This is a genomic window from Salinicola corii (assembly GCF_008298015.1).
Classification (GTDB): domain Bacteria; phylum Pseudomonadota; class Gammaproteobacteria; order Pseudomonadales; family Halomonadaceae; genus Salinicola; species Salinicola corii.
On the sequence record NZ_VTPX01000011.1, the window covers coordinates 62,666 to 77,714 of the forward strand.

At 64.6% G+C, this 15,049-nt stretch carries 16 protein-coding genes; 11 read left to right on the forward strand and 5 right to left on the reverse strand.

What is annotated here, in order from left to right; all coding sequences use genetic code 11:
- The first annotated feature begins 144 nt into the window (after positions 1 to 144).
- Positions 145 to 1,116: a 3-hydroxyacyl-CoA dehydrogenase NAD-binding domain-containing protein gene (locus F0A16_RS17065; RefSeq protein ID WP_149436575.1), complete on the forward strand. Its 972-nt coding sequence runs from the start codon at positions 145 to 147 to the stop codon at positions 1,114 to 1,116.
- Between the two features lie 17 nt (positions 1,117 to 1,133).
- Complete coding sequence (locus F0A16_RS17070; protein WP_239023867.1) at positions 1,134 to 1,607, forward strand: thioesterase family protein; 474 nt, start codon at positions 1,134 to 1,136, stop codon at positions 1,605 to 1,607.
- Between the two features lie 19 nt (positions 1,608 to 1,626).
- Here the strand turns inward: F0A16_RS17070 and F0A16_RS17075 are convergent, their stop codons facing one another.
- Positions 1,627 to 2,880, reverse strand: coding sequence for a TauD/TfdA family dioxygenase (locus F0A16_RS17075; RefSeq protein WP_149436576.1), 1,254 nt, complete (start codon positions 2,878 to 2,880; stop codon positions 1,627 to 1,629).
- A gap of 91 nt (positions 2,881 to 2,971) precedes the next feature.
- Positions 2,972 to 3,970: a GlxA family transcriptional regulator gene (locus tag F0A16_RS17080; protein ID WP_149436577.1), complete on the reverse strand. Its 999-nt coding sequence runs from the start codon at positions 3,968 to 3,970 to the stop codon at positions 2,972 to 2,974.
- Positions 3,971 to 4,088: 118 nt separating this feature from the next.
- On the opposite strand from F0A16_RS17080, the gene F0A16_RS17085 reads away from it, so the two are divergent.
- From F0A16_RS17085 to F0A16_RS17125, 9 genes are all read left to right on the forward strand, one after another.
- Positions 4,089 to 4,793 carry a haloacid dehalogenase type II gene (locus tag F0A16_RS17085; protein WP_149436578.1) on the forward strand — a complete coding sequence of 235 codons (705 nt, stop codon included), beginning with the start codon at positions 4,089 to 4,091 and terminating at the stop codon, positions 4,791 to 4,793.
- A 56-nt stretch (positions 4,794 to 4,849) separates the two neighbouring features.
- Complete coding sequence (locus tag F0A16_RS17090; RefSeq protein WP_149436579.1) at positions 4,850 to 6,220, forward strand: NfeD family protein; 1,371 nt, start codon at positions 4,850 to 4,852, stop codon at positions 6,218 to 6,220.
- 63 nt (positions 6,221 to 6,283) lie between these two features.
- Complete coding sequence (locus F0A16_RS17095; RefSeq protein WP_149436580.1) at positions 6,284 to 7,063, forward strand: slipin family protein; 780 nt, start codon at positions 6,284 to 6,286, stop codon at positions 7,061 to 7,063.
- 80 nt (positions 7,064 to 7,143) lie between these two features.
- Complete coding sequence (locus tag F0A16_RS17100; RefSeq protein ID WP_149436581.1) at positions 7,144 to 7,848, forward strand: HAD family hydrolase; 705 nt, start codon at positions 7,144 to 7,146, stop codon at positions 7,846 to 7,848.
- A gap of 169 nt (positions 7,849 to 8,017) precedes the next feature.
- Positions 8,018 to 9,295 (forward strand): Nramp family divalent metal transporter, encoded by a 1,278-nt coding sequence (locus F0A16_RS17105; RefSeq protein ID WP_239023868.1) that lies wholly within the window; start codon positions 8,018 to 8,020, stop codon positions 9,293 to 9,295.
- Between the two features lie 76 nt (positions 9,296 to 9,371).
- Complete coding sequence (gene mntR / locus F0A16_RS17110) at positions 9,372 to 9,794, forward strand: manganese-binding transcriptional regulator MntR (protein WP_110707690.1); 423 nt, start codon at positions 9,372 to 9,374, stop codon at positions 9,792 to 9,794.
- A gap of 437 nt (positions 9,795 to 10,231) precedes the next feature.
- A complete protein-coding gene (locus F0A16_RS17115) occupies positions 10,232 to 11,719 on the forward strand; it encodes a SulP family inorganic anion transporter (RefSeq protein ID WP_149436582.1) in 1,488 nt (495 codons plus the stop codon).
- Positions 11,720 to 11,781: 62 nt separating this feature from the next.
- A complete protein-coding gene (locus tag F0A16_RS17120) occupies positions 11,782 to 12,642 on the forward strand; it encodes a universal stress protein (RefSeq protein ID WP_149436583.1) in 861 nt (286 codons plus the stop codon).
- Positions 12,643 to 12,722: 80 nt separating this feature from the next.
- Positions 12,723 to 13,079 (forward strand): RidA family protein, encoded by a 357-nt coding sequence (locus F0A16_RS17125; RefSeq protein WP_149436584.1) that lies wholly within the window; start codon positions 12,723 to 12,725, stop codon positions 13,077 to 13,079.
- Positions 13,080 to 13,087: 8 nt separating this feature from the next.
- On the opposite strand, the gene F0A16_RS17130 is transcribed toward F0A16_RS17125, so the two are convergent.
- The 3 genes from F0A16_RS17130 to F0A16_RS17140 form a co-directional block, all read right to left on the reverse strand.
- Positions 13,088 to 13,693, reverse strand: a complete 606-nt coding sequence (locus F0A16_RS17130) for a hypothetical protein (RefSeq protein WP_149436585.1) — start codon at positions 13,691 to 13,693, stop codon at positions 13,088 to 13,090.
- A 100-nt stretch (positions 13,694 to 13,793) separates the two neighbouring features.
- Positions 13,794 to 14,531, reverse strand: a complete 738-nt coding sequence (gene fabG, locus F0A16_RS17135; RefSeq protein WP_149436586.1) for a 3-oxoacyl-ACP reductase FabG — start codon at positions 14,529 to 14,531, stop codon at positions 13,794 to 13,796.
- 41 nt (positions 14,532 to 14,572) lie between these two features.
- Positions 14,573 to 15,046 carry a hotdog family protein gene (locus tag F0A16_RS17140; protein ID WP_149436587.1) on the reverse strand — a complete coding sequence of 158 codons (474 nt, stop codon included), beginning with the start codon at positions 15,044 to 15,046 and terminating at the stop codon, positions 14,573 to 14,575.
- Positions 15,047 to 15,049 lie beyond the last annotated feature (3 nt).

Sequence of the window (15,049 nt, forward strand, 5' to 3'; positions counted from 1 at the left end):
TGTCTTGTCCTCGCTCGCCGACTTTGTAAACCCCCTCTAGCTGCTTGAACCTCTAGCGCGTCGCTCGCTTCGCCCATCGCGATCGCGCGCTCGATGCCGCTGAGCGTGCGGTTTCACATCTTTCCTTATTCCCGCGAGGTATCCATGACTACTTCCGAACTTCCCCGCAACGTTGCCGTGATCGGCACCGGCGTGATCGGCAACGGCTGGATCGCCCGGGCGCTGGCGGCCGGCTGCCGGGTGACCGCTTTCGACCCTGACGCCACGGCCCCCGAGCGCACCCGCGCTTTCGTCGCGCGTGCCTGGCCGGCGCTGGAGCGGCTGGGGCTTGCCGATGACGCCGATCCCGAGGCGCTGACCTTCGTCAATTCCATCGAGGCCGCGGTCCAGGGCGCCGAGCTGATCCAGGAGAACGTGCCCGAACGGCTGGCGCTCAAGCATGACGTGCTGAGCCAGCTCGATGCACTGGCGGCGCCGGGGGTGGTGATCGGCTCGTCAACATCCGGCATCAAGCCGAGCGATCTGCAGTCGGCCTGTACTCGCGAGCCCGGCCGCGTGATCGTGGCGCATCCGTTCAATCCGGTCTATCTGCTGCCGTTGGTGGAACTGGTCGGCGGCGAGCACTCGACACCCGCGGTGCTCGAGCGCGCTCAGGAGCAGTACGCCGCGCTGGGTATGCGCCCGCTGGTGGTACGGCGCGAGATCGAAGGTCACGTGGCCGATCGCCTGATGGAAGCGCTGTGGCGCGAGGCGCTGCATCTGGTCAACGATGGGGTCGCCACCACCGAGGAGATCGACGCGGCGGTGGTCTACGGCTGCGGTCTGCGCTGGTCGCTGATGGGAACCTTCCTGACTTTCCATCTGGCCGGCGGCGACGGCGGCATGCGCCATATGCTGCACCAGTTCGGCCCGGCGTTGAAACTGCCGTGGACCAAGCTGGAGGCGCCGGAGCTGACCGAGGAGCTGATCGAGAAGGTCGCCGATGGCTGCGAGCATCAGGCTGCCGGACGCAGCGTCGCCGAGCTCGAAACGCGCCGCGACGCGTTTCTCACCGAGCTGCTCGAACTGACCCAGAAATATTGGCCGGAGGCCGAAGGGCTCCAGGGCCGAATTTGATCAACGAGGCGCATCTGATGAACACGATGTCGGACGATCCGTTGTTCAACACCCGGGTGGAGGACGCCTGGGTCGACTACAATGGCCACATGAACGACGCCGAGTACGCGCGCGTGTTCTCACTGGCGGTGGAGGCGCTGATGGAGTGTATCGGTCTCGACGAGGCCGGTCGCGCCGAGCACGGCTACACGATCTACACCCTTGAGACGCATCTCTGCTATCGCCAGCAGGCGCATCGCGGGGAAGCTTTGGCGATCGCGGTGACATTGCTCGACAGCGATGCCAAGCGCCTGCACGTGCTGTTCACGCTGACCAACGCCGACGGCGATACCCTGGCGACCAGCGAACAGATGCTGATGGGAATCGACGTGGCCGGCGCCCGCCCCGCGCCGTTCCCCGAGGCGGTAACCGCCAAGGTGGCGACGCTGCCTGCCGCGGGGAACGAGTGGCCGAGCGCCGCCGGGCGACGCATCGGTATCAGAAGGGGCTAGGCACCGGAAGACCCGGGCGTCAGTTCCCTGACGCCACTGACGAGGCGACCCGCGCCCGGCGCCGGGCGCGATACAGCATGCGCAGGCGGGAGCGGGCCTCGTCGCGTTCCAGATAGCATCCCTGTAGCCATCGACTGCCGCCCTGGCTGACATCGAAAGCGTCGCGAGCGTGGAGCAGACGGCGGTTGTCGAAAATCACCAAATCACCCGGGGCATAGCTGAAGCGCAGCGCGAATTCAGGCTCGCGCAGCAACCGTTGCAGCGCCATCAGCGCTGCGTAGGCGGGTTCGACGTCGTCGAACGGCGCCATCAGCGGGCCGCGCAAGAAATCCGCGATGCGGACTTCATTAAACTCGCCCCGAGCATCGAGCTTGATCATCGGGTCGAACCAGACGTAGTCGCTGGTCTTGGCGGTATTGGCATAGCACCAGCGCACCCGGGTCAGGGTCGCGAAATGGGTCGGATGGCTCTCGCGGAGCGCCTCGGCCACGGCGAATCCGTCCATCATGATCGCCTCGCCGCCGACGGTATCGTTCTCCAGGCAGTGCAGTAGCTGAAGGCCCGGCTGGTACTCCCGCGTCGGCAGATCGACGTGGGGCGGCAAGGCGATCGAGGTATAGGCGTTGGAGTCCGGGTCCGGCTTGGCGCGGACGTCGAATAGGTGGCCGAAATTGGTCGGTCGTGGTGGGCCGATACGCCGTGCGATGACATCCAGGCTGCCGGGGTCGGTGGGCAGATTGCGCAGCCTGACCAATCCTTCACCGATAACGGCTTCCAGCGCTTTTTCCAACAGTGGATCGGTACTGGTGGCGTCGTGTTCGGCGTCCATCCAGCCGCTGGCGTCGAGCGTGGTCGGCTCGCTGCGCTCGGCGCCACGCCAGTGTGTCGTGGCCACCAGCGGGGCTTCGGCGTCTGTTTCGTTGTCGTAGTCGTGGGCGCGCAGCCAGCCGGGATGAAACGACAGGCGGCGTCGCTCGGGCAGGAGCTCGAGCGTGACCGCGCCGCCGGTCTCCAGTCGGGCTTCACCGATGGTTGGCCACGCCTCTAACTGGGAGAGATCGAGAATCCGTTCCCGTGTCGCCAGGTTGACCGTACTGTCGTCGGCGGCGTTCTCGCGCAACCAGATGCTGTGGTAGCGGCTCTTGCGGCCATCCTGCCAGTCGATCGTCAGTTGCCTGTCGTCGTGGGATATACCGGTGATGGCATGATCGACCGGCCAGGCATCGAAATCCGGCGTGGCGGGAAGTGACCGTGGGTCAGAGGTGGCTGACATGAAGGGCTCCGAATACGTTGCTACGGTGGTTGGCTTCAGCGTGGCGGATGACCCGGTGCCGAGATTGCGCTTAAGCGCCATTTTGTTGAGGTTATTGGCCGTGATTGGCATCTGGCGCTGGAAGCCCATCGGGGCGTCGCGAAGCGCTCGGAGGTATACCGTATTGCTGGCGATAGGCGCGGGAAAAGCTCGAGGCCGAGCCGAAACCGCATGCCAGGCCGATACTCAGAATGTCACGGTCGGTCTCTTCGAGCAGGTGTCTGGCCCGATCCAGGCGTAGTTCGAGGTAGTAGTCCCGTGGCCGCCGGCCCAGTTCGTCGAGAAACAGGCGCTGAAGCTGGCGCATGGAGAGGCCGATTCGCTCGCTCACCGCAGTCATCGACAGCGGTTGTTCGAGGTGGCGTTCCATCAACGCGACGGCGTCCACCAGCGGGCGGCGATGCGTGCCCAGGCGTTTCGCCAGCGGCAAGCGCTGATGATCCTGGCGCGGACGCAAGCGGGCGTGGATCAACTGCTCGGAAATGTCGTCGGCCAGCCCCTGACCATGGCGACCGGCGATCATGCTCAGGGTCATGTCCATGGCCGCAGCACCACCGGCACAGGTGAAGCGGCGCGCGTCGATCTCGAACAGCGATTCGACCGCATCCAAGGTGGGAAAGCGTTCACGGAAGGCTGGCAAGCTCTCCCAATGCAACGTCAGGTGGTGGCCGTCGAGCAGCCCTATTTCCGCCAACAGCAACGGACCGGTATCGATGCCGCCAAGCAGGCAACCTTCGCTGGCCTGGCGGTGCAGCCACTGGGAGAGCCTGCGCGGCAGGCCGCGCTCCGGTTCGAAGCCCGCACACACCGCCAGCGTCGGCAGGGAGGGGGCATCGACCAGACCGCAATCGACGAGCAGGGTCATGTCGTTGCTGGCAGTCACGGGCTGGCCATCCTCGCTGATCAACGTCCACCGATAGAGCTCACGGCCGGCCAGCCGGTTGGCGATTCGCAGCGGCTCCACGGCGGCGAAGAACGCCATCATCGAGAAGCGCGGAATCAACAGGAAACCCACGGGTTCTGGAAGTGGTCCCACGTAGTCCTGGCGCATGAATTGTCACTCCGTGATTACAAAATAGAACAATGATTTTGTTCGAGTTTTTCCAGTTTCATGAGCTCATGGTGACAAAAAAAAGCGGAACGAAACACTTTGACCAAGGATCCAAGACATGCAAACACCGGTACTGGCTTTCGATGTGTACGGGACGCTGGTGGATACACAAGGCGTCGTCTCCACGCTCCGCTCCCGGCTCGGCGAGGAGGCGTCCCTCTTCGCCGGCCGCTGGCGCGACAAGCAGCTCGAATTCGCTTTCCGCCGGGGGTTGATGGGCGCCTACGCCGATTTTTCCCAGTGTAAACGGGAAGCGCTGGATCTGGTCGATCAGGAGTGGGGCTCCCGCTTCGGCGAGGAGTTCAAGCAGAACCTGATGATGGCCTATCGCCGCCTGCCGGCTTTCAGCGAAGTGCCCGCCGCGCTCGAGCGGATTCGCGGACTGGGCGTGCGCTGCGTGGCGTTCTCCAACGGCAGCCGCCAGAGCGTCGAGCTGCTGTTCGACAATGCCGGATTGCTGGCGATGTTCGACGATATCATCAGCGTCGAGGAAGTACGGCGTTTCAAGCCCGACGCCGTCGTCTACGCACACCTGCGTCGACGCACGCATAGCCGTCCCGACAATACCTGGCTGGTCTCCGGCAATCCTTTCGATATCATCGGCGCGCGCTACGCCGGGCTGCGCGCGGCGTGGATCCAGCGCAATCCCAAAGTACCGTTCGAGCCCTGGGGGGATCCTCCCGACATGATGGCGCCCGACATGGAGGCGCTGGCGGACCAGTTCCAGGCAGTTCTAAAGCGCGAGGGGAAGCTCCAGCCCTGAAGCGTCGGGACTACCGTCTAACGGCATGAACGCGGGAAACTGGCTACGCTGCGAGTATGGCTCATTCGACGGGTGGTATTCGCAAATTCCCGACGCGGCGTCAGCGCTGCGTGGGCTGGCTTGCCTGCCTTCTGGTAGGCGGGCTGGTGGCCATGGCGGCATTGGCGCAGTCTTCCTCCGCCCCGCAGGCGCTGGTGCTTACCCTCGATGATGGCATCAACCCGGCAACGCGGGACTACGTCGAGCGCGGTATTCGACAGGCCGAATCGATGGGGGCCGAACTCTTGGTCGTCGAGCTCGATACCCCCGGCGGCCAGGTTGAGTCGATGCGTCGACTGGCCCAGTCCATACTCGCCGCCGAAGTGCCGGTCGCGATCTATGTCACGCCGAGCGGGGCCCGCGCGGCCAGTGCGGGAACCTATCTTCTCTACGCAAGCCCGATAGCGGCGATGGCGCCGGGCACCCATCTCGGTTCCGCCACGCCGGTCACCTTGGGCGGCGACATCCGAGACGATGCCGACGGCGAGGCGATGCGCCGCAAGGTGGTCGAGGATGCCGTGGCCACGATACGCGGATACGCACTACGCCATGGACGCAACGCGGACTGGGCCGAACAGGCGGTGCGCGAGGCGGCCAATCTGGGCGCGCAGGAAGCACTCGATCGCAACGTCATCGATCTGGTGGCCACCGATCTCGACGACCTGCTGGCGCAGTTGGACGGCCGCCCGGTGACACTGGAGACCGGCACGCGCACGCTCTCCACCGAGAGTATCGAGATCGTTCGGGAAATGCCCGACTGGCGTACCTCGCTGCTTTCGTTCATTGCCAATCCCACCATCGCCTACGGCCTGCTGCTGATCGGCTTCTACGGTCTGGTGTTCGAACTCGCCAGTCCCGGCACGATCATTCCGGGCGTGGTCGGCGGTATCAGCCTGTTGCTGGGGTTGTTCGCCTTTCAGGTGTTGTCGATCGATCTGGCGGGGCTGGGACTGGTTGTGCTCGGCCTGGCCATGATCGTCGGCGAAGCCTTCCTGCCCAGTTTCGGTGCGCTTGGGGTGGGCGGTATCGTCGCCTTCGTGATCGGTTCCATTCTGTTGATGGACGAGGCCAACAGTGCAGTGGCTTGGCCGCTGATCGGTGGCACGGCGCTGGTGGCGGCCGGCTTCCTGCTGTGGGGAGTGATACGCCTGATGGGGGTGCGTCGACGCATCCCGTTGACCGGTCGCGAGGAGCTGATCGGTGCCGATGCGGTGGCGCTGGGGGATTTTTCCGCCGGGCGCGGCAAGGTGCTGCTGCACGGCGAGCGTTGGCGGGCGCGCGGAGAAGCCCGAATTCACAAGGGCGACAAGCTGCGCGTGACGGCGCTGGACGGATTGACCGTCAGCGTCGAACCGATCGGCGTCGCGTGCCCGCCGGCGTCGACCTGAAACCGATGCCCGACGCCCGTCGCGAGGACGGTGCGGAGGGCTGTCCTGCAGGAAGGAGACGAGATGATGTTCGCCTATCTGGTACCCGTGGTACTGCTGATTCTGCTGCTGCTGGCGTCGGTCCGGATCCTGCCGGAATACCGCCGTGGCGTGGTGTTCTTTCTGGGCCGCTTCCAGGACGTCAAGGGGCCGGGGCTGTTCTTCCTGATCCCGGTGGTCCAGAAGATGCAGGTGGTCGACCTGCGCGTGATCACCATGGACGTGCCGGAACAGGACGTCATCTCGCAGGATAACGTCACCGTGCGCGTCAATGCGGTGCTCTATTTCCGTGTCGTCGATCCGGAGCGGGCGATCATCCAGGTCGAGAACTACGTCAACGCCACCAGCCAGCTGGCGCAGACCACGCTGCGCTCGGTGCTGGGCAAGCACGATCTCGACGAGATGCTCTCCGAACGCGACAAGCTCAACGACGATATCCAGGAGATCATCGACACCCAGACCGAGGCCTGGGGGATCAAGGTCGCCAACGTCGAGATCAAGCATGTCGATCTCGACGAGAGCATGATCCGGGCGATCGCCCGTCAGGCCGAAGCCGAACGCGAGCGCCGCGCCAAGGTAATCCACGCCGAGGGCGAGCAGCAGGCGGCCGAAAAGCTGGTCGAGGCGGCCGACATCATGTCGCGCAATCCGGCGGCGCTGCAGCTGCGTTACCTCCAGACCATGAGCGACATGAGCAACAAGAACGCCTCCACCATCGTCTTTCCGCTGCCGATGGACATCATGGAAGCGTTCAAGACAATGAGGGGATTCTCCGGGGCGGCCGCACCGAAAGACGACGGTTGATCGACGCCGGCGGACGCTGTCCGCCGCGACGCCAGCGTGTATCCTGAGGTCATCTTCAGCCGCTTGAACCGGAGTCACGCTTGGCTACGTCACAATCCCTTTCGTCATACCCGCCGTCCGCCCTCGCCATTTTCGATCTCGACGACACGCTGCTCGACGGCGATTGCACCCATCTCTGGCTCGAATGGATCATCGAGTGCGGCTGGGTCGCCGATGGGGAGAGCCTGCTGGAACAGATGCGCGCCCACGACGCGCAGTACCATGCCGGTACGTTGGACATGACCGAGCATCTGCGTTTCACGCTGGCGCCGCTGATCGGTCGCTCCCGCCGCGAGGTGCGTGAACAGGTCGAAGCCTTCGTCGAGGCCAGGGTGCGCCCGCGCCTGATGCAGGAAGGCGTCGCGCGGCTACAGGAACACAGTCGCAAAGGGCACGCCACGCTGGTGATCTCTGCCTCGATGCATCATCTGGTCGCGCCCATCGCTGCGGTCGTCGGTGCCGACGGCACGCTCGCCACGCTGCCCGAGTTCGACGCCGACGACCGCTTCACCGGCGAGCCGACCGGTATCCAGACCTACCAGCGCGGCAAGCTGGACGCCTTTGCCCAGTGGCTCGATGCTCACGACACCGGGTTTGCCGAGGGCTGGGAGACCTGGGGCTACAGCGACTCCTACAATGATCTTCCGCTGCTTGAATTCGTCGATCACCCTCACGCCACTCAGCCGGACGAGCGCCTGCGCAAGACCGCCGACGCCCGCGGCTGGCCGATCTTGCGGTGGCGCTAGCGATGCTCGGGGTGGCGTGATGCGGACCAATCAATCGGGCCGATTGAAATAACTCATGGCTGCACGCCATTGCGGCGAAGGTAACTGGGGTGTATCTTGTCAACCAAGGTTTAAATTGATAACCGGGGCATAATTGCGCCGGTCCGTTGACAAATTCCAGGGTTTCATCGTGTCCGACAGCCTTATCGAGTCCCGCAACGGGAGCGAGGCGGCGCCGGTCGGCGGCCGCCGCCGATCGGCGCTGTCGCGCTTCCTGCCATTCTTCGGCCCCGCCATGATCGCGGCGGTGGCCTATATCGATCCGGGTAACTTCGCCACCAATATCGAGGCGGGCTCGCGCTACGGCTACGTTCTGCTGTGGGTGGTGCTGTGGGCCAACCTGATGGCGATGCTGATCCAGACGCTGTCGGTTCGCCTTGGCCTGGCGACAGGCAAGAACCTGGCCGAGATGATCCGGGATCGCTATCCGCGGCCGCTGGTCTGGTTCTACTGGGTCCAGGCCGAACTGGTGGCGATCGCCACCGATCTGGCGGAATTCCTCGGTGCCGCGTTGGCCTTCAATCTACTGTTCGGCATGTCGATGCTCGAGGGGGCGCTGCTCACCGGGGCGATCACTTACCTGGCACTCTACATGCAGCGTTTCGGTTTTCGGCTGCTCGAGATCATCATCGGCAGCATGCTGATGGCGGTGGCGACAGGGTTCGTGATCCAGATCGTCATGGGGCGTCCCGACGCCGCGCCGGCGCTCGAGGGCCTGTTGCTGCCCCAGTTCCCGGATGGCTACGCGGTGTTCCTGGCGGCGGGTATCCTGGGCGCTACCGTGATGCCGCACGTCATCTATCTGCATTCCTCTTTATCGCAGCGCCGAGTGGCGACCCATACCGACGAACAGCGCCGCCGTGCGATGCGTTACTACCGTTGGGACGTGATCATCGGCATGGGTATCGCCGGGATCATCAATCTGTCGATGCTGGCACTGGCTGCGGCAGTCTTCTTCGACAACGGGCGCACCGGCGTCGCATCGATCGAGCAGAGCTACCAGTTGCTGGCGCCGTTGATGGACCGGGATCTGGCAAGCACCCTGTTCGGCTTTACGCTGCTGATGGCGGGGCTCTCCTCGTCGATCGTTGGCACCATGGCGGGCCAGGTAGTGATGCAGGGATTCGTCGGCTTCACCATCCCGATCTGGCTGCGGCGCCTGTTGACCATGCTGCCGGCGATCGCGGTGATCATGCTGGGCTTCCCCGAGCAGCAGGTGCTCGTCGCCAGCCAGGTCGTGCTGAGTTTCGGAATACCCTTCGCGCTGGTGCCGCTTCTCCACTTCACCGCACAGCACCGCGTGATGGGAAATCTGACCAATCGTGCCTGGGTGACGGCGCTGGGATGTGTGATCGCGGCGATCATCATCTCGTTGAATGGCTATGTGTTGGCCTTCGAGTTGCTGTAGGCTCTCAAGGACGCGTGCGGGAGCACGCCCGACACACTCTCGCCGTCCATCACTTCAGCCCGTCGATGAGAACATCATGCCAGTAACGCCACGTCCACGTTATGCCCGCTTCGAGCGCACGCGTCTCGACCATCAGCAGGAGCTGGTGGAAGACTACGTGGAGGAGATCGCGCAACTTCATCGCGATCACGGCGAAGCTCGGGCCAGCGACCTGGCCGAGCGTTTCGGGGTCAGCGCCGCCGCCGTTTCCAAGGTGATCGCCAGGCTCAAGCGTGACGGTCTCGCCGAGGCACGCCCCTATCGCGGCGTCTTCCTCACCGTGAAGGGGAGCGAACTGGCCGAGAAGGTCGAGGCCCGCCACCAACTGGTATTGTCGACCCTGCTGGCACTCGGCGTCCCCCCGCATGTCGCCGAAGCCGATTCCGAAGGGATCGAGCACCACTGCAGCGATGCCACCGTCGAGGCGATGCAGCGGTTTCTGGAAGCGCACAACCGCTGAGGCATCGAAGCCGACAGTGACGATCCGTCCCCGGCGATCGCGGCTGGGAACTTTTCGACGTTAGTGGTAGACTCCTGCGCCTCGAGACAATCGATCATCCAACGACGCGCCTGCCGCGCTCGACAGGGTCCGACTCCATGCAAGTCCTTTTTGCCAACACCATCGTCGGTATGACGCCACCCTAGCGTAACGCCCCCGTCCCGGTGTGCCTTTCGGCACCCGCCCGGCTGTCTCCGATCCTCCCGGTCGGCGGACGGCACTGTTTTGCTGCTCCCATTCAATTCAAAGACTTGCCGCGAATGCGTGGTGGCCGACCGACAACGCCCTGCGTTCGATGTCCCCCTGATGATGGACGTCGACCACTGGAGTTTCGTTTTGTCGAAACGCAACGGCGATGTCCCTGGCCGCCCACCGTGGCTCATGACAGAGAACTACCCATGCTTGAACTGATAAGAAAACACTGGCTGTCCAACGTCCGTGCCGACGTGCTCGCCGGCGCCGTGGTCGCCATGGCGCTGATTCCGGAGGCGATCGCGTTCTCGATCATCGCCGGCGTCGATCCCAAAGTCGGTCTCTACGCCTCGTTCTCGATCGCTGTAGTGATTGCCTTCACCGGTGGCCGGCCGGGGATGATCTCCGCCGCCACCGGCGCCACGGCGCTGCTGATGGTGACCCTGGTCCGCGATCACGGCCTCGAATACCTGCTGGCGGCGACGCTGCTGACCGGGGTGATCCAGATCGTGTTCGGCTACCTGCGCCTGGGCGAGTTGATGCGATTCGTGTCGCGCTCGGTAGTGACGGGCTTCGTCAACGCGTTGGCCATTCTGATCTTCATGGCACAGCTGCCGGAGCTGACCGGCGTCACCTGGCACGTGTACGCCATGACCGCCGCCGGGCTCGGCATCATCTACCTGTTTCCCTACCTGCCGGTGATCGGCAAGGCGTTGCCGTCGCCGCTGGTGTGCATCGTGGTGCTGACGATCGTCTACATGGTCAGCGGCCTGGACATTCGTACCGTGGGTGACATGGGCGAGCTGCCCGATTCCCTGCCGGTCTTTCTGTGGCCCGACGTACCGCTCAATCTCGACACCCTGATGATCATCCTGCCGTATTCGCTGGGCATCGCCGTGGTCGGCCTGCTGGAGTCGATGATGACCGCGACGATCGTCGACGAGTTGACCGATACGTCCAGTGACAAGAACCGCGAGTGCAAGGGGCAGGGCGTCGCCAATATCTTCTCGGGCCTGCTTGGCGGCATGGCCGGCTGCGCGATGATCGGGCAGTCGGTGATCAACGTGAAATCCGGCGGGCGTACGCGCCTGTCGACCCTGATCGCCGGCGCTTTCCTGCTGATCCTGGTGGTCTTCCTCGGCGACTGGGTTTCGCAGATCCCCATGGCCGCACTGGTGGCGGTGATGATCATGGTCTCGATCGGCACGTTCAGCTGGGAGTCGATCGTCAACCTGCGCCGTCATCCGATGTCGACCAACATCGTCATGCTGGCCACCGTGGTGGTGGTGGTCACCACCCACAACTTGGCGATCGGCGTGCTGGTCGGTGTGCTGCTGGCGTCGCTGTTCTTCGCCAACAAGGTCGGGCAGATCCTCTACATCGGGAGTCGCATGGACGACGACGGCAAGACACGCAACTATGACGTCGTCGGCCAGGTGTTCTTTGCTTCGTCGACCCGCTTCAACGCCGGATTCGATTTCAAGGAGGCGGTCGAGCGGGTGACGATCGATGTCTCCCGCGCCCACTTCTGGGACATCACGGCGGTCGAGGCGTTGGATAACGTGGTGGTCAAGTTCCGGCGCGAGGGTACCGAAGTCGAGGTGGTGGGCATGAACCAGGCCAGCGCCACCCTGGTTGATCGTTTCGGAGTGCACGACAAGCCGGATGCGGTGGAAAAACTGATGGGTCACTGACCCATCGAGTCGAACCGGCCCGCTTTTCATCATCGACCAAGAATGGCTGAAAGGAGCATCCCATGAGTGAACGTCAGGTTCTGGCCTGTATCGATGACTCGCACCACGCTTTTGCAGTCTGCGCCGCGGCCGCCTGGGCCGCCGAACGCCTCGGTACGCCGCTCGAGCTGATGCACGTGTTGAGCAAGGCATCCAGCCTGGGCGCCACCGACGCCAGCGGGCAGATCGGTCTCGGTAGCCGTGAACATCTGCGCGAGCAGCTCACCGAGCTCGACGAGCAGCGTGCCAAGCTGGCCCAGCAGCATGGTCGCGAGTTGCTCGAGGCCGCGCGGGGCCAGGCCGAGCGCCTGGCACCCAGTGCCAGGGTCTCGACCGCGTTGCGCCACGGCGATCTGATCGAGTCGCTGGTCGAGCGCGAGCCTCAAACGCGGCTGGTCGTGCTGGGCAAGCGTGGCGAATCCGCCAGTGAAGCCCTAGAACATCTGGGCAGCAATCTCGAGCGAGTCGTGCGTACGCTGCATACCCCGATTTTGGTGACCCCGTCCGAATTCCAGCCGCCGTCACGGCTGCTGCTGGCGTTCGATGGCGGTCAGACGACCCGCAAGGGAGTCGAGATGATCGCCGACAGCCCGCTGCTCAACGGCCTGGTCTGCCACGTCGTCATGATCGGTGCCGGCACCGACGATCAGCGAGCCCAGCTCGAGTGGGCGCTGGAGCGGCTGCGCCAGGGGCAGGTCGACGCCCAGGGCACTATCCTGGCCGGGGACGTCGATGAAGTCCTCGCCGACTACGCGGACCGACAGCAGATCGACCTGACGATCATGGGCGCCTACGGTCACTCGCGGATTCGCCATCTGCTGGTCGGCAGCACCACCACCGCCATGCTGCGACACGCGCGGACCGCAACGCTTATACTGCGCTGACCGCTCGCCACGGCGCATCACCGCCGCCGTGGCTCATTCACCGTCACCGGCACTCGCCGCCGTCCCCACAGGAGTCATCCATGACCATTCAACGTCACGATCCGCAGACCCGCATGAGCCGTGCGGTGATCCACAATGGCGTCGCCTATCTCTGCGGCCAGGTGGCGGGTCCCGAAGCCCGGGAGGGCGACATCACCGCGCAGACATTGAGCATGCTCTCCCGGGTGGAGGCGCTGCTGGACGAGATCGGTTCGGACCGGGAGCACTTGCTCTCCGCCACCATCTATCTGGCGGACGGGGACGATTTCGCGGCGATGAATGCGGTCTGGGATGCCTGGGTCCCCGAAGGGCATGCGCCGGCGCGCACCTGTATCACGGCACCAATGCCGGCGAAGTCGCTGCGGGTGGAAATTACCCTGACGGCCGCGATCAAGTAGCCCGCCGATCAGGCGTCGTCGCGGGAGGGTGGTGTCGGCTGGTGTTGCAGAAAGCGCGACAGCCGATCCGCCTGGCTCTCGCCGACCTGGCACAGTTGCCAGGCGATCTCGGCGTATTGCATCAGCGTGGGTAACATCAGCTGCAGCCGGTGAGGGTCGTTCTGGTGACGATCCGCCTCGGCATCCAGCCATTCGAAGAGCCTGGCCAGGCGAGTGTAGTTCACGTCGCCCCGGCCGCTGTTGCCGCGCAGCGCATCGATCGCCAGACAACGCATCACGCTGCGCTTGTTCGGATCCAGACTCTCCTTGTCGAGCAGCGCCTCGGCGTGCTGCACGAACTGCCCCATCAGCTGCGACAGCTCCGCCGCTTCCAGTTGGCGGCGCACCGCGTCCTGGCTTTCGATCAGGGCCTGCTGTTGGCGGTTCAGCCCTCTGACCAGGACGACCAACTGCACGCAGAGCCAACCCGCCAGGACCAGGGTCAGCAGATAGATGCCCAGCGGTGCCAGCGCATCGGCCGGCAGTGGCCAGTCAATTTCGCTGGCCAGCACGCCACCAGCGGCCAGTGCCAGTAGCACGATAATGATCAGGGCGATGGAGATGCCGGATTTCATGCCGATGTCCAATCAGGGGGGAGTCATTGCCGCCATGACGCTTTATCGGCACGGGACCGCTGTTTCTTGAGCACTCGCTAAAGTAGTGCTTCAGCCGCGCTCAGATCATGCCGCCGTTCACCGCGATCACCTGGCGGGTGATGTAGGCGGCATCCTGCGAACAGAGGAAGCTGACGGTGCCGGCGACCTCTTCGGCCGTTCCGGTGCGCTGCATGGGTATCAGCTTGCGAACCTCGTCTTTCGGCAGCTCGTCGGTCATCTGGGTCTCGATCCAGCCTGGCGCCACGCAGTTGACCGTGATCCGGCGCTTGGCCAGCTCGACGGCGAGCGCCTTGCTGGCGCCGATGATCCCGGCCTTGGCGGCGCTGTAGTTGACCTGGCCGCGATTGCCCGTCAACCCCGACATCGACGAGAGCGCCACGATACGACCGGGCTTGCGGCGTTGGATCATCGGCATGACCAGCGGATGCAGGACATTGTAGAAGCCATCCAGATTGGTCCGCAGCACGCTGTCCCAGTCCTCACCCGCGAGTGCCGGGAAGGGCCTGTCCGCGGTGATGCCGGCATTGCAGACCACGCCGTAGTAGCAGCCGTGCTCGGCAATGTCGGCCTCCAGCACCGCCTGGGCCGCCTCCCGCGCCGTGACGTCGAAATGGATCACGCGGGCCTGGCGGCCCTCGGCTTCGATTCCTGCCCGGACCTCCTCGATATCGCCCCCCGGGCGGCGGCAGTGCAGTACCAGGGCGAAGCCGTCGCGGGCCAGGCGCGTGGCGATCGCCTTGCCGATGCCGCGATTGGCGCCGGTGACCAGAATCGTCTCGGGATGTTTGTCTTCCATGAAGCCTCGGTAGCAGAGCTGCGAATGATGGGGTCGGGAGGTCAGGCGTCGCCCCGGATCGGCATCGAGTCGGGGCGGTAGAGCGTCAGGCTGCCGTGAGCCAGTGGCGGTTCGCGGGTCCCGGCCCGGCGCAGCTCGCCGCTGACCTGGGTAACGCCGTTGTCAGCGACGAAATCGACGGTGATCGTGACCTGAATTCGCTGATCGAAGGCGAAGACGGGCACCCGGGCCCGGTAGCGCCTGGCCCCGAGCAACAGGCCGGGCGCCGGTGTCTCGGTCGAGCCGGATGCCTGAAAGCCGGCCCAGGCAGCGACGGTCTGGGCCAGCCACTCGACCCCGACCCAGGCGGGAATGCCGTTGGCCTCGGCGAACAGGTCGTCGTGGCGCGTCGACGTTTCCGCGGTCGCGCCATCGTCGGTGGCGGCGATCAGGTGGGTCAGCAGGCACATGCGCCTGGCGTGCGGTATCAAGGGTTCGACGGCGCAGGGCAGGCGAACCGCGCTGGAGGGATTCAAGAT